16 protein-coding genes and 2 pseudogenes are annotated in these 24,082 nt (G+C 67.1%); 9 read left to right on the forward strand and 9 right to left on the reverse strand.

The window, feature by feature from the left end; all coding sequences use genetic code 11:
- Positions 1-201: 201 nt before the first annotated feature.
- Entirely contained in the window at positions 202-2,517 is a 2,316-nt protein-coding gene (locus ACWC1K_RS32995; RefSeq protein ID WP_450836599.1) for a Helicase associated domain protein, read from the forward strand.
- A 127-nt stretch (positions 2,518-2,644) separates the two neighbouring features.
- Here the strand turns inward: ACWC1K_RS32995 and ACWC1K_RS33000 are convergent.
- From ACWC1K_RS33000 to ACWC1K_RS33010, 3 genes and pseudogenes are all read right to left on the reverse strand, one after another.
- Positions 2,645-2,802: pseudogene (locus tag ACWC1K_RS33000) on the reverse strand (AraC family transcriptional regulator); the annotation flags it as partial.
- A 217-nt stretch (positions 2,803-3,019) separates the two neighbouring features.
- Positions 3,020-3,412 (reverse strand): hypothetical protein, encoded by a 393-nt coding sequence (locus ACWC1K_RS33005; protein ID WP_450836600.1) that lies wholly within the window; start codon positions 3,410-3,412, stop codon positions 3,020-3,022.
- A 129-nt stretch (positions 3,413-3,541) separates the two neighbouring features.
- Positions 3,542-4,420: a 3'-5' exonuclease gene (locus tag ACWC1K_RS33010; RefSeq protein WP_450836601.1), complete on the reverse strand. Its 879-nt coding sequence runs from the start codon at positions 4,418-4,420 to the stop codon at positions 3,542-3,544.
- 282 nt (positions 4,421-4,702) lie between these two features.
- Between ACWC1K_RS33010 and ACWC1K_RS33015 the strand changes: the two genes are divergently transcribed.
- Positions 4,703-9,712, forward strand: coding sequence for a hypothetical protein (locus ACWC1K_RS33015; RefSeq protein ID WP_450836602.1), 5,010 nt, complete (start codon positions 4,703-4,705; stop codon positions 9,710-9,712).
- 19 nt (positions 9,713-9,731) lie between these two features.
- Here the strand turns inward: ACWC1K_RS33015 and ACWC1K_RS33020 are convergent, their stop codons facing one another.
- Positions 9,732-10,154, reverse strand: coding sequence for a hypothetical protein (locus ACWC1K_RS33020; protein ID WP_450836603.1), 423 nt, complete (start codon positions 10,152-10,154; stop codon positions 9,732-9,734).
- A 233-nt stretch (positions 10,155-10,387) separates the two neighbouring features.
- Here ACWC1K_RS33020 and ACWC1K_RS33025 point away from each other — a divergent pair, with 233 nt between their 5' ends.
- From ACWC1K_RS33025 to ACWC1K_RS33035, 3 genes are all read left to right on the forward strand, one after another.
- The gene (locus tag ACWC1K_RS33025) at positions 10,388-11,803 is read left to right on the forward strand and encodes a VMAP-C domain-containing protein (RefSeq protein ID WP_450836604.1); all 1,416 of its coding nucleotides are present in this window, start codon (positions 10,388-10,390) and stop codon (positions 11,801-11,803) included.
- Complete coding sequence (locus ACWC1K_RS33030) at positions 11,731-13,293, forward strand: SAV_2336 N-terminal domain-related protein (RefSeq protein ID WP_450836638.1); 1,563 nt, start codon at positions 11,731-11,733, stop codon at positions 13,291-13,293. The genes ACWC1K_RS33025 and ACWC1K_RS33030 overlap by 73 nt, the downstream gene beginning before the upstream one ends.
- An 839-nt stretch (positions 13,294-14,132) precedes the next feature.
- Positions 14,133-14,840 carry an MBL fold metallo-hydrolase gene (locus tag ACWC1K_RS33035; protein ID WP_450836605.1) on the forward strand — a complete coding sequence of 236 codons (708 nt, stop codon included), beginning with the start codon at positions 14,133-14,135 and terminating at the stop codon, positions 14,838-14,840.
- A 24-nt stretch (positions 14,841-14,864) separates the two neighbouring features.
- Here the strand turns inward: ACWC1K_RS33035 and istB are convergent, their stop codons facing one another.
- The 3 genes and pseudogenes from istB to ACWC1K_RS33050 all read right to left on the reverse strand — a co-directional run bounded on the left by istB (position 14,865) and on the right by ACWC1K_RS33050 (position 17,673).
- The gene (gene istB / locus ACWC1K_RS33040) at positions 14,865-15,653 is read right to left on the reverse strand and encodes an IS21-like element helper ATPase IstB (protein WP_450711037.1); all 789 of its coding nucleotides are present in this window, start codon (positions 15,651-15,653) and stop codon (positions 14,865-14,867) included.
- Positions 15,650-17,280: pseudogene (gene istA / locus ACWC1K_RS33045) on the reverse strand (IS21 family transposase). Before istA ends, istB begins: the two are co-directional and overlap by 4 nt.
- A 231-nt stretch (positions 17,281-17,511) precedes the next feature.
- A complete protein-coding gene (locus ACWC1K_RS33050) occupies positions 17,512-17,673 on the reverse strand; it encodes a hypothetical protein (RefSeq protein WP_450836606.1) in 162 nt (53 codons plus the stop codon).
- A gap of 247 nt (positions 17,674-17,920) precedes the next feature.
- On the opposite strand from ACWC1K_RS33050, the gene ACWC1K_RS33055 reads away from it, so the two are divergent.
- Both ACWC1K_RS33055 and ACWC1K_RS33060 read left to right on the forward strand, forming a co-directional pair.
- Complete coding sequence (locus ACWC1K_RS33055) at positions 17,921-18,763, forward strand: hypothetical protein (RefSeq protein ID WP_450836607.1); 843 nt, start codon at positions 17,921-17,923, stop codon at positions 18,761-18,763.
- A complete protein-coding gene (locus tag ACWC1K_RS33060) occupies positions 18,741-19,904 on the forward strand; it encodes a Crp/Fnr family transcriptional regulator (RefSeq protein ID WP_450836608.1) in 1,164 nt (387 codons plus the stop codon). Before ACWC1K_RS33055 ends, ACWC1K_RS33060 begins: the two co-directional genes overlap by 23 nt.
- Positions 19,905-20,594: 690 nt before the next feature.
- Here ACWC1K_RS33060 and ACWC1K_RS33065 read toward each other — a convergent pair.
- Positions 20,595-20,783 carry a hypothetical protein gene (locus ACWC1K_RS33065; protein WP_450836609.1) on the reverse strand — a complete coding sequence of 63 codons (189 nt, stop codon included), beginning with the start codon at positions 20,781-20,783 and terminating at the stop codon, positions 20,595-20,597.
- Between the two features lie 220 nt (positions 20,784-21,003).
- On the opposite strand from ACWC1K_RS33065, the gene ACWC1K_RS33070 reads away from it, so the two are divergent.
- Complete coding sequence (locus ACWC1K_RS33070) at positions 21,004-21,864, forward strand: RNA polymerase sigma factor (protein WP_450836610.1); 861 nt, start codon at positions 21,004-21,006, stop codon at positions 21,862-21,864.
- Complete coding sequence (locus tag ACWC1K_RS33075; protein WP_450836611.1) at positions 21,861-23,525, forward strand: SsgA family sporulation/cell division regulator; 1,665 nt, start codon at positions 21,861-21,863, stop codon at positions 23,523-23,525. The genes ACWC1K_RS33070 and ACWC1K_RS33075 overlap by 4 nt, the downstream gene beginning before the upstream one ends.
- Positions 23,526-23,753: 228 nt before the next feature.
- Here the strand turns inward: ACWC1K_RS33075 and ACWC1K_RS33080 are convergent, their stop codons facing one another.
- A complete protein-coding gene (locus tag ACWC1K_RS33080) occupies positions 23,754-23,951 on the reverse strand; it encodes a hypothetical protein (protein ID WP_450836639.1) in 198 nt (65 codons plus the stop codon).
- Positions 23,952-24,082: the final 131 nt, after the last annotated feature.

Below are 24,082 nucleotides of genomic sequence, written 5' to 3' on the forward strand. Positions count from 1 at the left end.
TCGGCCCGGCCGCACTCCCGCGACGGCCAGGCTCAGGACGCGACGAAACTTCCGTATCCCAGTCCCGACCGTGCATGAGCACAAGCCCCCGTCACCCGTTCGAGTGAAGCGCGGGCGTCTGTGCATCGCAGGCAGCCACGCCCCCCTTCCACCCTCGAAACGGATCCTGACTGCCTTGCACAGCCCGAAAGGAGCACGGTCATGGCCCAGTTACCCCCGTTGCGCACCCCGCTGCGACCCTTCCAGCAGCAGGCGGTCGACAACTGCATCACCGAATTCGTCCTCGGCGCCCCCCGCGCCCGCATCGACGCCCCCTGCGCCAGCGGCAAGACCCTCATCGCCCTGCACATCGTCAACCACATGGCGCCCACAGGCACCTCCGTCACCATCGTGCCGACCCTGGAACTGCTCGAGCAGACCGCCCTCTACTGGCATAAAGAAGGCCGCCCCGGCCGCTACCTGGCCCTGTCCGGAGACCAGTACCTGCCCAGGAACCCGGCCCTGCGCGGCATCCTGACCGCCGTCACCGATTCCGCCACACTGGCCGCCGAGACATCCCAGGCCGACGGCCCGGTCAACGTCTTCGCCACCTACCACTCGCTGGGAAAGATCGCCGAAGCCCACCGGCTGTTCCACACGCCGCCATGGGACATCCTCGTCTGCGACGAGGCCCACCGCTCGGCAGGCAACCTCCACAAGCCCTGGGCCCAACTGCTGGACGGCCACCGGATCTTCGCCCACCACCGGCTCTTCACCACCGCCACCCCCCGCAACTTCCAGCCCATCCCGGGCCAGGACCTCCCCGTTGACATCGAGGTCGCCTCAATGGACGACCTCAACCTCTACGGCCCGGTCGTCTTCCGCCTCTCCATGGCCGATGCCATCGACCAGGGCCTGCTCGCCGACTACCGCATCGTCGCCGTCGACGTGGACGACGCCGACGTGCGCGCCATCCTCAACCGCAACCCGATGCTCGCCGCCGACACCGAAGGCCTGCGCGTGGCGGCCGCCCAGGTCGCCCTGCTGCGCGCCATGCACGAACACGACCTACGGCGCGTCCTCGTCTTCTGCCCCCGCATCAAGGTCGCCGAGGTCTTCGCCGAAACCCTTCCGGAAACGGCCGCCCTGATGCCCAAGCGGATGCAGGGCCCGCTCCAAGTCGGCACCGTCAACAGCGCACAGAGCCGCTACGAGCGGCTCACCGCCGTCAACGCCTTCAAAGAAGCGTCCCTGACCTCCAGCGACAAGAAGCCGCTGCGGGCCGTCCTGACCAACTGCGCGATCTTCACCGAAGGCGTCGACGTCCCCGCCATCGACGCCGTACTGTTCACCAGCCCCAAGACCAGCACCTATCAGATCGTCCAGGCCGTCGGCCGCGCCCTGCGCCCGCTGCCCGGCCAGGCCAAGGTCGCCCACATCATCGTCCCCATCTACAAGGCCCCCGACCAGGACCTCGCCGATGCCGCCAAAGGCACCCCTTTCAACACCCTCTACCAGGTCCTGTTCGCCCTCTCGCTCTACGACGAGCACGTCTTCCACCGCGTCTACGCCCTGGGCCACTCCATCAGCAACCCCCTGCACCCCGCCGCCCTCCCCGAACGCGCCGACGAACTCATCCCTCTGCTCAACCTGTACGCCGAAGACCCCCACAACAGCGTCTGGGAACTCGGCCTGGAAAGCGCCCGGCGCTACCGCGAAAAGCACGGCCACCTCAAAGTGCCCAGCACCTACTGCGGCCCCGACCGCTTCTACCTCGGGTGGTGGCTGGGCAACCAGCGGTCCCTGCGCATGAACCACGGCCTCAAACCCGAACGCATCGAGGCTCTCGACGCCCTGGACATGATCTGGGAACACCCCCGCAGCAGCATCGAACACCGTTTGAACATCGCCCGTGCCTACCACGCCCAGCACGGCCACCTCGTGCCCGTCCGCGAGGAACGCTTCGGCGGCACCGGCATCGGCCGTTGGATGAGCGGCTTCCGCACGAAGGCCCGCCGGGGCCAACTGCCCGACTGCTACCAGCGCGCCCTCAACGACATCAACCCCTGGTGGAACGCCGGCTGGGACGATGACGGGCGCTGGCGGCGCAGCTACGCACGCGCCCTCGCCGCCGCCCGCCGCGGCGAACTCACCTTTCCCGACCTCGCCCCCGACCAGGACGACTCACCGCTGGAGTCCTGGCTCGATGAACAACTACGGGCCCTGCCCAGCCTCAGCCGCGACCAGCACAATCTCCTCGGGGCACTGCCACTGCACCACCCCCTCGCCCTGCTGCTGCGACCGCCCCGCAGCCAGAGCGAACGCGCCTTCGCCCACGGCCTGCGCTACGCCCACGCCTTCTGGCGGGCCAATCAGCACCTCAATGTCCCCTACAAACATGTCATCTGGGACCGCGGCCGCTCCTTCCGCTTAGGGGAATGGCTCTCCGATAAACGGCTCCGCCCCTACCACCTGACCCGCGAACAACTCGACGCACTCGAAGCACTCGACATGCGCTGGACCCGTACCCCGGCATAAGGTGCCGTCCCGGCGCCGGCGTTCAGCACACCAGGCTGCCGGGACGCAAGGCCCAAGACAGCCCAGCTGGTCCATGAAACGGCCCCCTCGTACGTCGTTGGCCCCAAGACCGATGCCGATCACGGCCGGGGTCGGACAGGTCGCGGCGGGTGCGGGCCAGGCGCTGGCGGCGCACGAGAGCGGCGACAGGTCCACGTCCTGGAAGAGGTGGTGGAGATAGCGGAGGGATATGTGATGCGCTGCGGCGATCACGGGCGGCTGTTCACCGTCGTGCAATCTGCGCTGCGCCCCCACCGCGCTGGCAGGATCTGGAAGAGGTACTGCTGAGTTCTGAGTGAGGCACTCAGTATCCAGTCCTGTCCGATGACGGCCGGGCTACTGCAGGTGCCACCTGCCGGAGGAGCAGGCGACGGGAGGCGTGCGGTGGTCGCTGACTGTGTGCGGGCCGGCGGCGTGACCGGGAGCGAGCTGGGACAGCCAAGGCGAGCCGCGAGGCACCGCCTCACCTCTGCCGCTCCCGCACCACACCCTGAACGATCATGATCTCGTGGGCGGACCACCTGCGATGGCAGGCGGCGCACACGGTCATACGCCAGCCGCCCGGCTCGTCATTGCGAGTACGGACGCCACCGGGTGCGCCGCAGAACTCGCAGGTACGCACCGACTCCGCCTCTGCCGCAGCCACCACGGCACGTAGCGCGGAACGGTCGGCCCCCTCGGCCTCCACCTGAACCCGCAGCCCGCCGAGCTTCTCCTTGAGGCCGGTGAGCACATAACCGGGGGCGAATGTGCACAACTGCTGGTGCAGGCAGGCCAGGAGTTCGTGCCAGCCCGGCCCTACCGCATGGGCGCGGTCAGGGATCTGCACTGGCACCGCCGCGCTATATTCGTCCATCCCGCCATCGTCCTGCACCCGCTGGTGACCAGGCCTGCGGTACACGCGGTGAGAGAGGCCGCTTCACTTTGGGCTCACCGCAGGAACAATGGTGAAGCCTCGCGGCCCAGCGAAGTGCCCCCGCAGGCATCACGCTCCGCCAAAGACAGCCGCTGGCTCGTCGATGTGGGGGATGAGCGGCGCAGCGTCCTCGGGACGGACGAAAACCACCATGTGGCGGGCGCGGGTGATCGCCACCCGCAGCAGGCGCCGGTTGGCCCGGATACGCTCCTCGTCCCACGTGACGTCCAGCAGACGGCTGTGGTGGGAGCCCTCGGCGATGACCACGCCGTCGAATTCCTTGCCTTTGGAGCGGTGCATGCTCATCAGGCTGACCGCAGCGTTGTTCTGCTCGGGTAAGGCCAGTTGGCCACTGGTCAGGGCGCGGCGTACGGCGGCGGCCGCATCGGTGTAGGTGACGGCTCCGTCCCAGTCCTGGGCGAGGGCGAGTGCGTCCGTGGCGTTCAGCAGACGCAGCATCCGCACCTGTTTGAACAGTTCCTCGAGCTCGACGGAGTCCCGCAGTTGGGCCCGGACCTCCTGCCAGTCGGCGACGGGCTGCCCCGCCAGCTTCAGGCCGGCAGCGTAGGTGGCCAGCAGAACCTGGGCCGTCTTGGCGCGCACTGGCTTGCCCTCGGCCAGGGCGACCATGGCCCGCTCGATGGTCTGGATCTTGGCGCGAGCGCCGGCGGTGCTGCGGGCGAACTTGGTGCGGTAGAAGTCCGACACAGCGCGCAGGGTCTTGGCGAGCGCCTCTTGGCGGGGCAGGGCGGGCCACTCCAGGAGGGAGGCGACGACGAACCCGGCCGCGGCCGCGAGCTCGGCCCAGTGCAGGTCGTGCTCCACCGGCGGCAGCACGCCGCGGGCAGTCACGCTCTCGACGCTGATCTTCTCGGAGATGCGGCCGACGAGACTGTTGGTGGTGGCCAGGACAGCGAGGGTGGGCTCGCGTCCGAGCTCGGCCCCCAACTGCGCAGTGGGTACTTCGTTCGGGCCGCGGGATGCTGGACGTCGGCGCGTGTGGCCATCTGCAGCAAGCCGCCTTCACCGGCCCGCGCGGGGCGCCCCACACGAACACCCGTCCGCATGCCGTCCCTTGCTCTCTCGCGGCTCTCTCGCGCTGCACTGGTGTGCGTGGGCTGATGTTGCGCAAGAAGGGGTAGTCATATGCCGCACCCCGCTACACTCGCGCGGTGTGATGTAGGCGACACCGAGTGTTGCGGGGTGTCGTCGGGGGTCGGGGGAGAGCGTATGGATGCCATGGCCAGATTCGCGCCGGGATGCGACATTCCGGAGGGCGAGTGGGACGACATCGCTGCCGCGCTGGCCAATATCGCGTGTGATGAGCCCGGGACTCGAGGGTACTGGCCTGGCGGAATCTCCGATGTATGGGTGCTGCGTCGGATCGCCGGCGGCCGCAGTGGCTCCGAAGTGCTGGAGCTGCGCCTTGAGTTCGAGGACGGCGACTCCTGTCTGCAGGTGGCCAAGGTGTCCGGCCGCGCGGCCGCCATCAAGGAGTGGGAAGCATTCCAGCAGGTCGACAAGAGTGCGCGCTTCGCCCTGTATGTGCCTATCGTGGCCGTCAGCCGCGGAGTTTTGGACCAGACGCCGCACTCGCCCTACGGGCACGGCCGGCAGGTGGTGGTCTATCAGCACGTGCTCGACCGGGACGCCAGCGGAATGACCTTGTGCTCCTTGGAGGAGCTGATTGCCGCCGGGGTGAGACGCGAGGGAAAACTGGAACAGGCGTGCACGGCGGTGCGGACGGTGACGACCGCGCTGGACCGTCAGCTGCACCGCAATCCGATAGCAGCGAACCGGACGCTGGCACCGCTCAATGCGGGCCTGGGTGCCGATATAGAGGCGAAGGTCGAGAGGGTCCGCCCCACCGACGTTGACGTCGCGCTGGCCGCCGGTGCGCCCAAAGCGGATCAGGTGGCGGCGGGCCGGCGCGGGGGGCGCGCCATCCTGGAGAACTCCACCGCTCCTCCAGGGACATCCCGCACTCTGTCGCCGGGCGAGCGGATCACGGTGCGCCTCGATGAGATCACGCTGTCCAAACACCGGGTGGAAGGAAAAGTGGACAACGTCGCAGTTGTCCGGGTGGTCGCCGAAGGGCTTGCTGCGGAGAAGGATCTGTCTGCTGAGTTCGACGGTGAGAGGAGCCTTCTCGTCTGCGCGGACGTGATGGACATCCGAGCCTTGCGATGGTCACGCCGACTGCAGCATTTTCTGCGCGAGTTCGGAGAAGTCAGGGAAACGGAAGACGAGTTGGTGTGCGGGCAGGTAGTCGTAGCGCATCCGTTGCGCAGCCTGCACCGGGTGCTGACCCGGCCCAAGGAACACCGGGAACTCTCCGCGGTGCACGGCGACCTCAACCCCCGCAATGTCCTGCTGTGCGGCACCAATGTCTATCTGATCGACTTCGCTGCTTCCCAAGAGTCCGACCTGATGCTTGCGGACTATGCCTGGCTGGAAGTGTGCGCCCTGCGTGAGATGAAGTCCGCTGGGATCTCTTGGCCACAACTGGTCTGCCTGCAGCGCCAGTTAGCCGTTCTGAGCAAGCTCGCGACCTCAGTGGACCTGGACTGCCTGGACAAGATTGTCACTACATGGGGCGACAGCAGCCCATCGGCTACCGCCCGCTGCCTGGCCCTGCTGTGGGAGATCCGGCGGACAGCGCTGTCCCTGGCCAAAGGCGTCTGCGGACAGCAGGCGGCCCGCCACCTCTTCGAACACTTGACGCTCGCTGCCTGCCGGGCATTGAAGTTCCCCGACGACGAACAGACCGGCTACAAAGTGGCCGTCTGCGCGGCAACTGCCGGAGTGGCCGCGGAAGCGTTGAACGGGCCCGCCACGGCACTTTTCTGCGACTGGCCCGAGCATCATGCGGAGGCCCTGTGCACTGCCGTGCTTTCTTGCGGCCAGGCGCAGCAGCCGAATGTGGTCGACCTGCTGATCGCGGCCCAGCCCTCCTGCACGGTGACCGCTGATGCATCGGACGAACCGATCGGCCGCTCCCTCCTGCAGACCATCCTGCGCGGGCCTCTTGGTACGGCCATCGAGCAACGGCGCCAGCAGTGTCCGGGAGTCGTGCCGTTCATTCCTCTGACCGGCCGGATACTTGAGGCGGGCAAGCCGCTGGTCCAGCAGGGTGAGGGAGCCCTGACCGTCGCGCCGCGGCCAGCCCTGGACCTGCTGCTCGAAGCAGGCCGACGCGTGCTGCTCGTGGGTGACTGCGGGGCCGGGAAATCCGTCATCGCCGCAGAGTTACAGGCCCGGCTGCTGCGGGGCGGCCTGGAGATGGCGGAAAACGCTGCCGAGGACGAACTGCCCTGCTGCCTGCCCGTGGAACTGAGCGCACTGGAACTGAGCGAGACTCTGCGCCAGGCTCGCAACTCACCTCGGCACACAGAAGCCTCTAGCAACGAGCAGCCCTCACCTCTCGCGGTCTTGCGCCGCTGCGCCGGCATCGGCCATCAGTGTTCCGATGACATGATGGAACACCTTCTCGAAAAGGGCGGTATCCAGCTGGTCGTCGATGACTTACACAAGGTCGACGTCTTGGAGAAGCCGTTCGTACTCGCCTGGATCCAGCACATCAGTGAGCACTATCGGCAGCTGCGCATCGTGGTCTGCCAGCGTATGTGGGACTACCAGCCCGACGATGCGCTGCGCTGGCCGGCCGTGGTGCTGCACAAAGTACGTGCTCAGCAGGCCCACGACTACATCGAGGACCGCCTGCGTCAGCGCTTCCCTCAGGCTTGGCGTGAACGGGTGCGGAGCCTTCACCGGGCGATCTTCGACGACCAGGATGCGGGAAGTCTGAGAGACCTCGCAGGCAAGCCGCTGTTCCTGCGCATGATGGTGGAACAGTATGCGGAAGAAGAGACCGTCCTCAACAACCCCGGCAGGCTGGTGGAGTTGTACCTGCGCCGCATCGTCAAGGTTGCGGACGAGAGCGAGACCGAGCGCCGGCTGGAACTGCTGAAACAACTGGCCCGGCACATGGACGAACACGGTGCGGCCATCCGCTACGACGAAGCCCTGACCGTGCTGCGGGCGCTGAGACCGGCCAACGAAATCCTCACGCTGCAGACGCTGCTGAACAGCGAGGCCATTGTCAGCGACCACAGCCGCAGCTGGGTCACCTTCTGCAACCCGATTGTCCACGCCTACTGCGTGGCCGCCGTTCTCAGGGAGGGCGTGGCCAATCGCACCACGGCCACCGAGCGCATCCTGCAGTTCCACTGGCGTGAAGCGGCCCAGCTCCTGGTCGCAGACCCGCAAGCCGACCACGACATGGTCCGCCATGTCCTGACCATCGCGCTGGACGCCAATATCGTCTACGGAGCGTGGCTGCTGCAGGCGGCACCCCGCGGGACCTTTGAGGACCTGCGGGAACAATTGCTGGACACCACGCGGGCCACGCTGGCCTCCATCGACAGCGGTGCACCCGCCTGGCACCAGGCCGCCTACGCACTGGCCAAGTACGGTTCCGCGGAAGCGCTGCACATCCTGAAGACTGTCGCAGAACAGGGAGACGCCGCTCCCGCCGCCGCCCATGCCCTTGACGGACTGGTGATCATGCACCAGTGGTTCGTCCCCGGCGCCACACACGCCCTTACCCAGGTCCTGCAACACCTGCTCGACCAGCCTGCCACGCACCTCAAACTGGACCTGACCGTCCGCGCGCTGCGCAGTATTGCCACTGCGGGCCTGCATCCGCTGGCTGGCTACGTCTGGACCCGCATCACCGCCCAAGCGCCCTGGCCGGTGATCTGCCAGGCCTGGCAGGCTCTGGAACAGCTCGAGGTCCTGCCTGACGCCCAACTCAGACGCGTGTATGCCGACGCGAGCGCACGCCGTCTCTCACAGATCGACGAAGACCTCTCCCGATCCGCCGCCACGGCAACCGCGCAAGGACTGCAAAAGGAGCGCATGAACCTGCTGCATGTCCTGGCCGAGGACGGGCAGTTGGAACTCCTTGCAGCCCACCGCTTCCGCCCGGGTCTGGCCGACCACGGGGCATGGGCTGAACTGCTGCACACCGCGGCCAGGCGGCGCCAGCGCACCGAGCCAGGTGACGCGCTGGCCGGGCTGCTGTGCGAAGCCGACGACACCACCGACTGGCTCGAGCTCCTGCGAGGAGACGACGACACCAAAGCCGCCCTTGCCGCCCACGTCATGCTGCACCAAGAGCAGTTCCTGGACGCGCAGACCCTGCAGAGCCTCGGAGAGGATGCATCGCCCGCCCGTCTGCTGGCCCTCACCGGATTTGTGCACGGCCTGAACAGTGACGCCGTCGCCGTCGTAGACCACATTGTGCGGACCCACACGCCTCGTCTGTCCCGCGGCTATCTCGAGCCGCTGTCGGCACTGGTCGGTGCCGTGGGCAAGCTCGGCCCCGAGATCCGCCCCCGCACCGCCTTGCTAGTCGAGGAGGCCGCCCGTACCTTTGCCGGCCCGTCAGCTCGGTACTGGCCCTGGGCTGCCACATGGCGTGACAGTGTGCCCGACCGCACCGAACTGGCACTGTTCCTGGACACCCCCGGCCACCAGGGCAGCGATCTTCTCAAACTCATCAGCACCACCGACGTGCTACTGGATGCACCGCCCTTCGAACCGGTGCGGCTGAGCGTGGAGCACCGTGAACGCCTGGCAGCCCTGCAGCCGGGAGACCCGACCAGCCTGGACGCCCACCGTTTCGTCATGCTGGCAGCGAGCGCCGGACTCCACGAATGCCTGGCCTTCATCCAGGAAGTGGCGCGGCACATCACCAACGCCACCCGTACGGTGAGCCACTCTCACCCGTTGCACGGCGAGACCGAGGTGGTCCTGGCCGCGCACGCCACCGCTGCCGCGGGATACCTGACCCGCCTGGCCGTCCAGGAAGCCGCCGGCACCGCCAGGCAAGCGCTCGCAGAGAACAAGAAGCTGGCGCAGATGGTGACGCTGAGCGACGGACAGCACCCCAGCCTTCAGCGAGCCCGCCTGGTCGCCATGGGCTTTCTCGGCGACTGGGAGGAAATCCTCGACAGGCTTGCCCCGGACGACCCCGTCATGCACCACGCAGCCGGCAACATCGTGCTGCACTGGCTGCCGGGACCGTGCACTCCCACGAGTGATTCCCACCTGACCGATGTCGCGGAATGGATCAGCCGTAAGCTGCGCGAACCAGGCCTACCCGCAGCAACACGCGCCGCCCTCACGCGAATCCGCGACAGTATTGAGGCCAGAATGGGGCGCTATGTCCGGTAGTTTGCGCGCGGTGCTCCCATCACAGCAGGCCCATCTCCCTCTTGGCCGCAGACACCACCGACCGCCGCCCCGCGGCGGCTGCGGTCAGAGCCCGCTCGCGCTCCGGCCCGGCAGCAGACTCCTGCACGGCCCGCTGCAGCCGCAGCAATTCCTCCCCGGCACGCAGCACGTCATTCGTGGCCAACAGCCGCAGGCGCGTCAGCTGATTGCGCATCTCCCGGTACTGCGCCGCCATGTCCTCTGCCGCTCCGCCGTCAGATGCTGCCTCTTTGGCGAGGTCCGAGTGCTTCCAACTGGCCGAGAGAAAGGCCACGAACGCGTCAGTGAGCGCATCCCGTACCCATCGGTGATGATCCCGACGCCCCCCCACATAGGTCGTGACGACCAAAGTGGCCGCACTGGTCAATGCGGCCAGCCAAGCGGCAATTCCATTGGCGTCCATCGGCCCCCCGATCTCACCCTGTGCTCATCTTCAGGGCAGCGCAGACACCGCGGTCGCATGCTGCGGATGCCCCCTGCGCGCACCCTAGCCACCCCGCCACGCGTCCTCGACAGTAGGGGCACCACGTGCCTCGCACCGGTTGACACGCTCACCCGCCACCGGCACCGCAGGAGCGACACGCTATGACGGACACTGGATCCTCCCAACCCGCCAACCCCTCACCCCCTGCGGCAGTGCTTGAGCTGCAGCGTTCGATGACGGAGCGGCTGACCCGGCACCCCGCACTGAGTTCACAGGCAGGGACCAGGGCACTACTGCGGCGCCTGGCTCGTCATCCCGATGCCGTTCCGCACCTGGTCGACCTCCTGGCACCGTCGACCGGCCAGCTTGAGCATCTCCTGCAGTTGTGCAGCGATCGGCCTGAGCGGGCCGATGCGCTCGCCGATGCCCTCGACTACATCACCGGCGAACCTGAGACCGCCCTTCCGCTAAGGACCCTCGCCGACCGACTTGCGGCCCTCAAATGGCTGGAAGACAGCGAACTAAGCGACCTCCAAGGCCACTTACTTCCCGTCCCGGCCATCAACCTGCACGCCATCGCCCAGGCCTGCCTGCCCCCCCTCGCCGCGGACCTGCCTCGACACTGCACCGCGGCCTGGCCCACAGTGCTGCACCTGCTGCGCCGCAACGTGCTGCCGAACGGCCTGCCCCCGTTCATGGCCTTCCTGGAATATCTGGCGGCAACCAACTCCGCACAGTGCGACGCCCTGCAGACATGGACCCAACGCAGAGCCGAACAATGGGACCTGCTCGACGCGCTCCTCGCCTGCCGAGCAGAGGCGAAAGGCTACCGACTGCCCCAACCGGAACCGGGCCGTGTCATGTTCGTCTTCCTGCCCGACGGCCTCCAAGACGACTACTACACGCTGCGGATGTGGCACCGTGAAGGCGCCACACGCGCCATTCCCGCGCTCAGGGACGAAGACACCCAAGCCGTCGGCCAGCGTGACCTCGCTCGCACCGTCTGCCACCGCCTGCACCAATGGATCCGTGACGCCGGTACTGCGGCTCGCAATCTGACCATCGAGTTCTGGCTTCCCGTGTCGCTGGTGAACCAGCCTGTCTGGGAATGGTGCCAGGACGTTGACGAACCCATCACCCCCCAATGGCACGTCGTCATCCGCAGCCTGGACCGCCTGCAAAGCCCCACCATTCAGAGGGCATGGCACAGCCGGTGGAACAACTTGATGAGCGAGCCCACCACCTCCATGCCTCGCCCCGCGACTGAGCTCGTGCACGACCCGGACACGCCGCAGCCACCCGACAGCGATCTGGTCATCCTGCGCCATCCGCCCGACGAGCAGCCCGGCCGCGTGCAGTTTCTGGACGCATTGCGCCGCGGGGCGCCGGTCATCCTCTGGCACCGCCACGATTGCTCCGACGCCTTCCTCACCACCGCGCGTCAGCTCATCGCGGAAGGCCCGCTCAGCGAACTGCCCTCCCGTATCAGCGCCTTACGGGCCGGCACTTTGCCCCCGGGGGCAGCGGGCGACGGCCTGCGCGACATCACCCTGCTCTGGGACGACCCGGACAACACGCTGCCACCACTACGCCAGCTCGTGGCCCCCAGCGAGGCAACAGCGCCATGAGCGAGACACACTCCGAACACTGGCTCGTCACCACGACACCGCAGGACAACCGGCACCTGCAACTCGACCTGCACGCAAGAGCCTTCCCGCTCCAGCCCGTCTTCGCCGACCCACCCAGCACCTGGCCGCAGCCCGTACCGGCACCCGCTGCTCCCGCCGCCGCCCGCGCCCTGAACATCCTGCACGTGCTGGACGCTCTCGACTTGGACAAAGGCAGCAAGAGCACGTTCTTCGTGCCCAACGCGCCAGGCGTCGGATCCCGCCGCACCGCACGCCCTCGCGCATGGGACCTGGTGCTCGTCATTGACACCGGCGCCTCCATGACAGCCTGGTGCCCGACCATCAACTCTTTCGTTGCCAGCGCATACCTGGTCCCCCTGTTTGCCGACGTCCATATCATCAAACTCCACAGCCAAGGATTGGCACCGAGCAGAGAACTATTCGACGCCACCGACATCAGCAACGCCGGCGTGGACAACAAGGACCGCAAGAAAGTGGTCCTCGCCATCACCGACGGCGTGGGACCCGCGTGGCGCGGCCAGCTGCTGTGGCAGCAGTTCTCCAAGTGGGCGGCCTGCCACCCACTGGCCATCCTGCACGTCCAGCCGCATCCTCACTGGCCACGCTCAGCGCTGCACACCCGACCACTCATCCTGCGCTCGCGCCAGCCGGGCGGAGCCAACGACACCATGGAAGTGAAGGCCCCCGACGCTCCCAGCCTCGACGAGACCCTCACCTCCTCCCAGGAGGGAACGGCGCCCGACGACCACGGCCTCGTCATTCCGGTGCTGGAACTCAGCAAACGCTGGGTTGAACAGTGGTGTCACCTGCTGCACTCCAAGCAATGGGTCCGTCAGCAAGTCATGCTCATGCAGCACCAGACGACGCCCAAAGTGCCGCCACCGCGAAGCGAAGAACGACCAACCCCTGGGGAAGCCACCGCCGAAGATTTCGTCGTCAGTTTTCTCTCCGACATCTCCGAGGAAACAAAACAGCTGACCACTCTGCTTGCTGCAGCACCGCTCAATCGGCACACCATGCAACTCGTCGCCGGTCAGCTCATGCCCCAGACCGGTCCGGGCAACCTCGCAGAGATACTCAACAGCGGACTCATCACGGTGACCGACATCCGAGACCCCGGAAGCGCGCCAGCAAGCCAGATTGTGTTTGACTTCCGCCCAGGTGTCCGCGCTGCACTGCTCACTCATCAACACAAGGGACTCGCCGACTGCCTGTCTGTAGCCCGCCTCATCGACACCTACCTCTCCCCCCTCGTGCCGGATGTCCAAGGTCTTGCCCAGCGCATCGAATCCCTCACGCCCCCTGACGAACTCACCGTGACAGCCGAAAACCTTCCCTTCCTCCAGGTCGAGCGGTCCATCTTCCAAGCCATGCCCCCGGGGCGGCACAACGCGGCCGTGCAGCGAATGGAAGCCAACATCGACGCCTTCCAAAAGAGCCAACTCGCCGGTTCCAGCTCGCCCCCATGACCCTGCAGCAGCGGCCCTGAGCCCTGACGAAGGACGCCGGCCCCTCCCGACTGTCCGGGGCTACGCGGCGGACTCCACGTCCGCAGTCCTGCGGACAGCGAATCAGGAGGATGGGCCTCGGCGCCGTGAAGCCACCAGCTCGTCGGTGAGTCTGAGGTCAACCGTCTCGGGCGGAATGAATGCCTGCGATGGCGGTGCACAGGCGGCTTCCTACACGCTCGGCCTCGACCAGTGCCGTGCCTGCAGACGAGGCCTGTGCGAGGCGCGAGGTGCCGATATCTGCAGTGAACACATTCGGATTCCCGCGGCGCTCGGGAGCAGCGGGTACTCCAGGATCCTCGGGATCGAACCATGCGCCCTTTGCCAGAACCGGCAGCCGGCCCTGACGGTGTGGACGTCGGCCGAGGTCGCCGAATGGGAGGAGCACCTTGCACGAGCCTGGATCACTGGCCCGGCATCGGCACTACCTGCACGAGGAATACCCCGAGCGGACGGTGCTGCTCCTCCGGGACTGAGCGGGCGGGGCCGGCGCTCTCAGCGCCCGACGGTAGCGCCACATGCCTGCGGTGCAAGTCGGATTCGACTGGATCGCGATGACCGATCTCGGAGCTGGCGCCGCCTGTGTGGCATTAACGCTCTGAGGCGGCCCCACTTTTCCGGTCCGAACTGGCCCCAGGTCCAGGGCTGGAGGGGTGAAGTTCCGGCTTGGACTGGCCCCGGGTTCCGGACCGGGCTGGCCCCAGTTGGTGGTTGCCAACGGAGCTTGTGACCGGGCACGTTGCTATCTGCTGAAGGCGAAGCGGCGAGTGCACGGCTTCGACGGTGCCTAGGTTGTCCCTATGGAGATCGTTGAGCTGTTGCCGGAGCTGCATATGCTCCGTTTCGAGGTCGGGCAGGCGTATCTGTGGCGTGACGCGGACGGGCTCACGTTGATCGACTCTGGGGTTGCGGGGGCCGGTCGGGCAGTCGCCGATGCCATCGTGAGCATAGGCTCGAAGCCCGGTGACCTGCGGCGTGTCGTGCTCACCCACTTTCATGAGGACCATGCTGGCGGTGCTGCCGAGATCGCCGAGTGGGGTGGGGTCGAGGTGTTCGCGCACCGTTTGGACGCCGGGGTGATCCGTGGGGAGTCACCGGCTCCGTCGCCGGTCTTCACGGATGCTCCGGACTGGGAACGTGCCTTGTTCGAGAGCAAGCCGAAGCTGCCACCGGCACCGCCGGTGCCGGTGGACCATGAGGTGGGTGATCAAGATGTGCTTCCCTTCGGTGGCGGGGCTCGTGTCGTGGCTGCGCCGGGTCATACTCCGGGCAGCACTGCGTTTCATCTCCCTGCCTTCGGGGTGCTCTTCCTGGGCGATGCTGCAGCGAACGTGGGCGGCAAGACCATGGTCGGCGTGTTCAACACCGACCGCTCTCGTGCACTGGAATCCTTGCGGGCCTTGAGCCGACTGGATGCGGAAGTGGCCTGCTTCGGCCACGGCGAGGCGATCGTGGGATCGGCTTCGGCAGCTCTGCGTGCTGCGGCAGCTTCGTCGAACGGCAGTTGAGGATGCGCCGGACATGACGGTGGATCACTTATCTGAACCTTGCTGTTTGGCTTTGGTCCGGGCAAGGCGGTAGGACTCGGTGCCGGTCTCGATGATCGTGCCGTTGAAGGTGAGGCGGTCGACGATGGCCGCGCAGAGCCGTGGGTCGGTGAAGGTCTTCGTCCAGCCTCCGAACGACTCGTTCGAGGCGATGGCCACGCTGTTTTTCTCCTCGCGTTCGGTCAGAACCTGAAACAGCATCTCGGCTCCTCGACGGTCGAGTTCGAGGTAACCGAGTTCATCGATGCAGAGCAGGTCGACGCGTCCGTAGCGGGCGATGGTCTTGGTCAGCTGCTTGTCGTCGGCTGCCTCGACCAGCTCGTTGACGAGTTTCGCGGCAAGCACGTAACGGACCCGGAAGCCGGCCATCGCGGCGGCCGCTCCCAGGCCGATCAGCAGGTGGGACTTGCCGGTGCCGGAGTCGCCGATCAGACAGAGCGGCTCGCCCTTCTTGACCCATTCGCAGGTCGCAAGGTTGTTGATCAGAGCGGGGGTGACGTTCGCGTTCGCGGTGTAGTCGAAGTCGGACAGCCACTTCTGGCGCGGAAAGCCGGCCGCGCGGATGCGCCGTTCTGACCGGCGGCGGTCGCGGTCCTCGCACTCGGCCATCAGCAGTTCGGCAAGGAAACCGCGGTAGGACAGGTGCTCGCGTTCGGCACGGGCGACGGTGTCGGCGAACTGGGCCCGCATGGTCGGCAGCCGCAGCACCCGGCAGGCGGTGTCGATCGCGGCGTCGGAGGCGGGTTCGGTCAGGGTGTGGTGCGGGCCTGTCATGGCGCTTCCCTTCCAGGACGGTGCAGCAGTTGGTCCCAGCGGTCGAGGGCGGGCAGGGGACGCTGGTCCGTGGGCAGCCGGGTGGCCCGGCGTTCGGTCAGGCTGGGCAGCTGCAGGTCGGGCGGCGTGACCGGCTCGGGCAGCGGTGTGGTCGCGGTGACGGTCGGCGAGCGGCCCTCGGCCTCGGCGGCCTTGCGTGCCTCCACTGCGACCACGTCCGCGGTGCAGACACTGATCGCGAGGGCGGCTCGGATCCCGGCGACCACGTCGCGGTGCTGCAGGTGGCGGTGCAGCAGCAGGACGTGAACCAGGGCCTTGGTCCCCTCGCTCTCGCCCAGGCCATGCTTGGCCGCGGACCAGAACGCCTCGTGAACCGGGGTGAAGGTGCCCTCGCGACGGGCCTGGTCCAGGGCCTCGGAGCCGGCCAGCGCGCCCGGCTTGGCCAGCAGCACTTCCAGGAAGTGGTCCAGCACGAGCCGTTCGGCGCCCTTCGTCGTCAACCTGGGATGGCGGGCGATCTCGGTGCGGCCGTGGAAGACCACCACCTCGCTGGATCGCAGCATCACGTGGACTTTGCGGCCGATGAACCGGACGGGCACCGAGTAGCGGCAAACGCGGACCGCGACCATGCCGTAACGGTCGACTCGCGGGGTGAACGCGATGCCGGTCTCGAACCCTTCCTCGGGCAACGGAAGCAGCAGCGGGGCCTCCTGGGCGAAGTCCTGGCCGATGGTGCGGATCCGCATCCCGATCCGCCGGGCCTTCTCCGCCCTCTCGAACTCCGCGAAGCGGGCGTTGAGCTCTTCAAGGGAGTCGACCCGCGGCACCGGGGTCAGGTAATTGCGGCGCCAGTAACCGACCTGACCCTCCACGCCTCCCTTCTCATGGGCGCCGCGAAGCCCCGGCTCGCAGTAGAACGGCGTGATGCCGAACCGCTGGCGAAAGTCCCTCCACCGCGGATGCTCCTCTCGCGACCGGCTCTTGCGGATCACCCTCGACACGGCCGGGGAGAGGTTGTCATAGCGGATCTGGCCGCCCGGAACCCCGCCCAGCGTGCGAAACGCGTGGACGTGTCCTTCAAGGAATGCCTCCTGGCCGCAGGAAGCCGTGATGCGGTGCACCGCCTTGCCGGAGTAGGCCAGCCGGAATGCGAACACGTAGCACTTGGTGCGCTCGCCGGCCAGATCGACCCATGCCTCACCGAAGTCGACCTCGGCATCCATGCCCGGCTGGTTGTGCCGGATCACAAATCCCGCCGAGGGCGCCGCTCCGGCCGCCTCCACTATCTCCTGACGACGCCGGCTCACGTAGTCCCACACCGTCGAATAGGCGATGTCGGCCCCGAGTTCCTGCTGATCCGGGTCAGGATCCGCTTGACGGTGTGCCGCTGCTTCGGCGGCGCGTCCAGATCGTCCAGCAGCCACTGGTCGATCGTCTTCTTGAACGGCTCCAGCCGCGGTGAATGCCGCCGCGGCGTCCGCCGCGGAGCAGGCGCACTCGACGACAGCGCCTCCCGCACCAGCCGCCGGTGTACCCGGTACTTGCGCGCCAGCGCACGAACCGACAGACCCTCCCGCCACGAATCCCGCCGGATCAGCAGGAACAACTCTTCCTTCGTGGACGCCACCCGGCATCGCCCCCTCACGGCGGCCCGCACTGAGCGTCTCAGTCCGGCCCACCGGGCGGGGCCAACTCAAGCCGGAACAACCCCCGAACACTCCCGTACGCCCCGACAGTGGGGCCAGTTCGGACCGGAAAAGTGGGGCCGCCTCAGAGCGTTAATGCCAGCCTGTGGCCCCTCCCTGGGCGGATGTGCGCATGTCGCTGTGGTGGAGCCCGGCCTGGCACGTGGCGCATATCAGCCGATGAGGGTGCGCAGGACGGGCACGCTGCCTCCGGCACTGAGGAGGCCGGCGAGAACGGCACTGGCGGTCGGATTGCCACTGAGGAACGTGAGGCCGCCGACGACCAGACCGATGACGAACGCTGCCAAGAGGATGATGGCAGTGTGCTGCGTCATGAACGGGCCTTGCTGTACCAGCTCGGGTTGATTCGGTGGCGTAGGAGAGGGCGCTGAACTCACGTGCTGCTCCATGGTGTTGGTGTGTCGGATGCCCGCTTCTACGTCGCGCCCAGCCCTGCACCCCACGGATTGATTCGGGGCTCACATGGCCTCCGGAAAATCTTGAGAAGATCCGTGGGGTGTCCCGGAGTGGCGCACTTACAAGAAAGGCGACCGGACGGCCGGACGACCGGAGGGGAGAGGTATGGAGGGCGACGAGGCGGGCGGGCAGTCAGCGGCCGCGCGTGCTCGCGACTTACAGCCCGACCTCTTGGGTGCTCCCGTGTCCGAAGACGGCCACTCCCAGCTGAATGGGGGCGACCGCCGCGAGGCCGAGCAGCTGCAGGACAGGATCGATGCCGACGAGCAGCTCTTCGCCGTGCTTGCCCGGGATGGCTTCGCGGGGACGCTATACGAGCGGTTCGTGGACGAGCTGGTCCGCTACGGCATTTCGGTTCTGCGGGGTTGGATGTACTCCGGGTTCATCTTCACTCTGCTTGCCGACCGCGGCTTCGGCCTCCACCCCCGCGAGTGCGAACTGGAAAAACTGGTTTCGGACGGCGACCTGCGGGAGGAGCTAGCGATCATGACCGTAGCGACCGCCCTGCCCCGCTTCAGACAGCGAGCGTTCATCGAAGGCGGCTGGACCTCTGCCGGCGGCGCGAGTATCACCACCTACTTCGTCGGAGCCTGCGCCTACGACTTCCCCAACGAGTTCCGTCGGTGGCAGACCGGCGAGGAACGGCACCGCCTCGCCTTGCAACGCCTGCAAGAGCGCTACGAGGCTCCCATCAGCCAGGTCAGCGCCGCCGATGAAGTCCTAGGCAAAATGGAGGTGCAAGAGTGCCTGAGCCGCATCAAGGACGCACGGACTCGGGCGGCCGTGGCTCTGACCATCGACGACTATTCGCAGGAGGAAATCCGCCAGGCCTTGAGTGCAGCATCGGTCCGCGTGATCGAAGGCTTGATCCACCGATGGCGGACCAAGGAGAAGCGGGACTGGGACAGGGAAGAAGGTGACCAGCATGGCCAACCACAAGGACGATGACTTCGAGGCATTGCTGGAGAGGTCGTCCCTGGGTAGCCCGGCCGCCCGACGCCTGCGCGAACGCACCCCACTCAGCCGGTCCGGCACCGTGCGCAGGATCATCAAGCTGCGCAATCAGATCGCACATCATGGTGATGACCTGGATGGGGCTCGGCAGTCCGCCCGCGAACTTATCCAGCTGCTTGATGACATGGGTTTCCGCACCGAAGGCGAAATCCCCGACGAGCTGCGCAGCGCAGCTCGGCTCGCCGAGAGCATGCTCGCGCCTGACGTTCCTGATGATCTCCGGGGCACCGACCGTCCGATCCTCCCCCAGTCGACACCGGCACGTCAGTCCCCTGATCGGCGCACCGTACCACCTGCCGCGGACGCGGAAGACATGCCGGAACTCTTGGAAAGTCCTGCTTTCGTCCTCACCGGCTCCGACAACCAGACGACCCAAGCGCACGAGCAGTCTTCCCAGCCGTGGCCCCCACGCAGCCTGCTCGGAACGCTGACACCACCGGCGCGACAAGAACTGCTCGGCCTGGGTACGCAGGTCCGGTTCGATAAGGGCGATGTGCTCCTGAGGGAGGGGGCGACTGACCGCCATTCCCTTCTGCTGGTGTCCGGTATCGCCAAGGTCACAGCCCGCGCGGAGAACGGTGATCCCTTGCTCATCGCCTTCACGGCTGCTGGGGACACGGTTGGAGAGATGGCGGCTCTGGACGGGGCGCCACGCTCAGCGACGGTCACCGCCTGTGGCCCGATGACCGCCCGTGCGTTGCACCCAGGCGTGCTGCGGGAGCTGTTGATGCGCCGCCCTGAGGTCGCGGCTGCCCTGACTGCCATGGCTAGCAACCGGCTGCGCTTCGCGAACCAACAGCGGTTGAACTTCCTCAGCTACCCGGCGAAGGTGCGCTTGGCCCGGCTGTTGGTGGACCTCGCCGCGTCGTATGGATCTCCCACGCCTTCCGGAATAGTGATCCGCCTCCGGCTGACACAGTCAGAGCTGGCCACAATGGTCGGCACTGCCGAGCCCACGATCCACAAGGCACTGCGTGAACTACGCAATGAGCGCCTGCTGGAGACCGGCTACCGTTCGACTGTCCTCCCGGACCTGCGCCGACTCACGGAGTTTGCGGAGCTGGCAGCCGAGTGACCGTAGACATGGAGAGCCAGGCGGGCGGTAGAACACGCATCAACGAGCCCGGCGCTTGAACCGGCTGGTCGTGCTTCACGATCACTTGGGATCAGAAGCAGGTTGCCGATCACCTCGACCTGGGGCGTGGGCCTGTACTCCTGCCGCGGCCAGTCCTCCAAGACCTTTGTCTATGAGGTCGATGCATCAGTATGCGCACCAGGGCAATGGAGTGACCGTGATCTTCTGTGGTGCCGCGACGCCAGGAGAAGGAGACCGGCGCGATCGGATTCGACGAGCACGATCACGATCAGGTTGCGACAGAGGTGGACTTGGCGTCCTGGATGGATACGCGCGGCGCCTACCGCACCGTGCTGGAACGCATCGTGCCCCTCAGCCACAAACAGCGAGAAGTGATGAGCCGCTGCGAGGTTGCCAGACAGCCGCTGGGAGATGCCGCGAAGGAGATGGGCATCCAGATCGCGACGGCACGGGTGCACCTGTACCGCGCCCGCCAGGCGCTGGAGGACGCCCGCAGCCAACTGCAGGAACCGGGTGTCTCGGCCCACTCCTGGCCACGAAGCACGGGGACCGCCCCGACGGCCAAAGGTGGGGCGTTGGGCGGCGGGCAACCGCCGTCTGTGTGCGGGGGGCTTTGGCGGACCCGGGCGGGACCACAGTCCCGGACCCGCCAAAGCCCCCCGGTCGGGTTCAGGCGATGATCGTGTGGAAGAAAAGCACCGCCGCCGCGAAGGCGGCACCCCCGGCGAGGACGCCGCTGGCAGCACTCCCGCCAGCCAGCACGGTCAGGACGCCCGCGCCGAGCGCGGTCAGCACGCCCAGCAGCAGGATGATCGCCGTGCGCAGGCCAAGCAGCGGCTGAGGATTCTGGCTGTTCACATCAACTCCCATGGAAACAAAGGGAAACCGCCGCATCGGAGCGACGCGGTCGTTGATGCTGTAGCGGCTGCCCCGCCACCTCCCCCCGTGTGACGTGAATCACGTGCCAGTCGGGGGGATTTCTTCACCAGGAGGCGGGGGGAGACGCCCGGCGGCCGCCTAGGACCTGAGCATCAGGTCCGTTGGCCCACCGAGGCCGTGGTGATGCGAGGGAGCGAATGTGCCGGAAGAATTCAGGGAGGAATTCGCTCCCGACGGCGACTTGCCAGCCGACAACCCCGAGCAGACGGAACTCAGTTCAGCCGGACTGCTGAGCCTGGAGGCCGACCTGGCACTCGGCACGCGGGTACGGGAGAGCGCCCCAGCACGGGCGGCGCGCCTCGAGGCAGACCAGCGCCTCGTCGACATCCTGCGCGGCGACGACTTCGAAGGCCCCCGCTACGAGAAGGCCGCCGCCGGCTGGTGGAGCTACAGCTGGCGCACCATGGTCAAGTGGACCGGCAACGGCGAAGTCTTCCGCCGCTCGCGCCTGGCGGGCCGCCCCGTGGCCTCCGACATGATCACCACCACGTGGAGCCAGGACGACCGCCATCAGGTCGCCACCGAAGCCGTCATCGGGGGCATGGAGCTCTTCCGCGAGCGCGGCCTGATCCAAGGCGGCTGGAACCCGCACGGCGGAGCCAGCCTCACCACCTACGCCGTCGGGGCAGCCATCCGCGCCTTCCGCCCCGCCTATATCGCATGGTTCCGCGGCCGCCAGATGGGGCAAGCTGAGCTGGACACCGGCCCCGGCCACGGCGTCGGCGACGAGCCGCAGCGCGACATCCCCGACCAGCGGGCCACCGATCCCTACTACGCCGCGGCCATAAACGACGAACTCGCCCGGATCCTGCCCCACATCACCGACCCCCAGGTCCGTGAAGCACTGGGCTGGCGGGCCATGGGTTACTCCCAGGCCGAGGCCGCCGAGCGGGTCGGCCTGACGGAAAAGGCCCTGGAACGCCGCACCAGCCGCACCCGCGTCAGGATCCGCGACACCTACCTGCGTCAGCCCGAACTCGGAGAAGGGGGAGCACGATGATCGTCCGCAAGGACGCCACTGACAACTTCGCTGCGACCGAGGACGACGACTTCGACGCCCTGCTCAACGCCTCCAGCCTGGGCGCCCCGCACGTCGTCGCCGAGACCGAACCCATCCCCGCCGACATCCGCCGCCGCCTGTCCCAGGCGGCGGCCCGCCCCGCCCGGCGCGAAGCCACCCCGCCGACATCGAAGGAGGCCGACTGCGCCCCAGGAAACTTCCACGGGCGCCTGTCGACCCACTTCGACGACGCCCTGCGCAAGTTGCGCGAGTCGATCATGGTGGTGCTGGTGGGCCAGGCCAGCTCGGGCAAGACCGCTCTGCTGCGAAGCCTGCTGCTGAGTGAGCTCGCTGATCCGCGGCCTACGGCATGCTCTGCAGCTTCGCCGACGTGGCGTCAGAAGGCGTGGCAGCGTGCACTCCAGGACTGTGGCCACCTCGCATGGGAGCCGTGGGCCAGCTTCAGCATGGGTGACGTGGAACCGACTCCTTGGCCCGTGGGCGGCGGTGGTTCCCGCTGTGGTGCGTTGCTGCTGGGATCCTTCAGCCGGAATACGTTCTGCACTCCCTATGCCGGCCTGCCGTTGTATGGGCGGGACAACCCGCCAGCCTCTCAAACTCCTCGGCGCGTCCTCCGGCCGGCGCAGATGACCGACCTGCTGTCTCTCGGACATGCCGCACCGACGGCACCTGCCCTTCTGCCATGGCCCGAATCACGCCAAGAGGCCCCTCAGAGAAGGCTGGTGCTCCTGGACTGCTGCTCGCACACCACGAGTCAGCTTCGGCCTGCTTGGGAACCATTCCCGAGTTGGCCGCAGCAACCGGTATGGCGGGGAGCAGAGTATGGCCATCTGCTCGCGCTGCCATCGAGCGATGTGCTGTCGAGACTGTACGGTTTCCCCCCGGGGCCAGTAGACCTTCATACCTACGGTCGCTACCTGCCACCGCCATTGCCTTGTGCGGGTACCCGCCACTGGCGTGATCTGATGCCCCGCGGGGAGGCCTGGCCCCTGCGGGCTGACGATGAGTTGCCCGACGGATACAGGGACTCGTGCTGGCGCCAGGACAAGGCCGTAAACACCAGCCAGTCCCGCGACCCGATCCTGGTGTATTTCGCAGGTCATGGATTGAGCGCAGCCTGCACCCGCTGGCGTCGGGAACCGGCTGAGACATGGCCGGAGTTGATGTGGAGCGAGCACGTCGACGACGGAGCGATCGAACACGCAGTGATGCCCATGATCGTGCATCAGAAGAAGGGCGGAAAGCAGGCGGAGGTGCCGGTCCGGGTGACCTACCGATCCGGTGATCCCTACGCGGTCGAGGCCGTCTTCTACCGCGGAGATCCGGGTGACGAGGTGGTGTGGTGTTTCGCACGTGACCTGCTTGTCGAAGGACTGCAGCACAGCGGGGGAGAAGGCGACGTCACCGTGTGGACTCCGCCCGATCCGCCGACACGGCATGCGGAACGCCGCACCTTCATTCAGCTGAGCTCGCCAGAAGGAAAGGCGCTGCTGTCTGCTTCGCATGCCCAGTTGAAGCGGTTCGTGGACAAGACGCTGTTCCTGGTTGCCGCAGGCACCGAGCACCAGCGGTTCGGAGGCACACTCGACAGGCTCGAGAGTGAACTGGGTGAGTTGACCTGCCCGGGATTCGGCGACTAGAGCTGCGAATGGCCGATCATGCCGAGTCGTTCACGGATGGCGTTGGCGAGGATTCACCCCGGCCCACTGCCGTGCTGCGGGACGAGGTTGGGATATCCAGACCAACAGCTCTCGCCAGATTCTCTGCTTCACCTCCGCACGCGAGGCGACAGGGCGATATGGCGTGCCCAAGACGACTCAACTGTCTCTCCGGCGGGACAGGCGCGCAGGTGTTTTGAACGGGTGCGCTTATGCCTCGCGTGATGGGACACGCGCCGCCAACTCCGCCGCGAAGCGCCCGGCTTGGGTAGCCCAGTCATCACCTGCGGCGCTGAAATGATGCAGTACATCCAGCAGTTCATGCGCCTCCGACAACGTGAACAGCATCAGACGCGGCTCGGTCAGCGCCGGCATGGCGTAGTCGGCATCGAGGAGATCGTCTTCCATGCCGGACAAACAGCCGACACTCCCTTCCAGTTACGGGCACCAAAGCCGTTGTGTTGGCCCTCTCGCGACGCCTCGAAAGAGGGGGAGGCCCACCGTGCCCTCGAAACGGTCGTGTGACGACGCGCCCCGAT

Source organism: Streptomyces sp. NPDC001492 (assembly GCF_053597275.1).

Bases quoted from the DNA above. Each gene is read 5' to 3' on its own strand.
- ACWC1K_RS32995 (WP_450836599.1), top strand. From the start codon at position 202: ATGGCCCAGTTACCCCCGTTGCGCACCCCGCTGCGACCCTTCCAGCAG.
- ACWC1K_RS33005 (WP_450836600.1), bottom strand. From the start codon at position 3,412: ATGGACGAATATAGCGCGGCGGTGCCAGTGCAGATCCCTGACCGCGCC.
- ACWC1K_RS33015 (WP_450836602.1), top strand. From the start codon at position 4,703: ATGGATGCCATGGCCAGATTCGCGCCGGGATGCGACATTCCGGAGGGC.
- ACWC1K_RS33020 (WP_450836603.1), bottom strand. From the start codon at position 10,154: ATGGACGCCAATGGAATTGCCGCTTGGCTGGCCGCATTGACCAGTGCG.
- ACWC1K_RS33035 (WP_450836605.1), top strand. From the start codon at position 14,133: ATGGAGATCGTTGAGCTGTTGCCGGAGCTGCATATGCTCCGTTTCGAG.
- istB (WP_450711037.1), bottom strand. From the start codon at position 15,653: ATGACAGGCCCGCACCACACCCTGACCGAACCCGCCTCCGACGCCGCG.
- ACWC1K_RS33050 (WP_450836606.1), bottom strand. From the start codon at position 17,673: ATGACGCAGCACACTGCCATCATCCTCTTGGCAGCGTTCGTCATCGGT.
- ACWC1K_RS33055 (WP_450836607.1), top strand. From the start codon at position 17,921: ATGGAGGGCGACGAGGCGGGCGGGCAGTCAGCGGCCGCGCGTGCTCGC.
- ACWC1K_RS33060 (WP_450836608.1), top strand. From the start codon at position 18,741: ATGGCCAACCACAAGGACGATGACTTCGAGGCATTGCTGGAGAGGTCG.
- ACWC1K_RS33075 (WP_450836611.1), top strand. From the start codon at position 21,861: ATGATCGTCCGCAAGGACGCCACTGACAACTTCGCTGCGACCGAGGAC.
- ACWC1K_RS33080 (WP_450836639.1), bottom strand. From the start codon at position 23,951: ATGGAAGACGATCTCCTCGATGCCGACTACGCCATGCCGGCGCTGACC.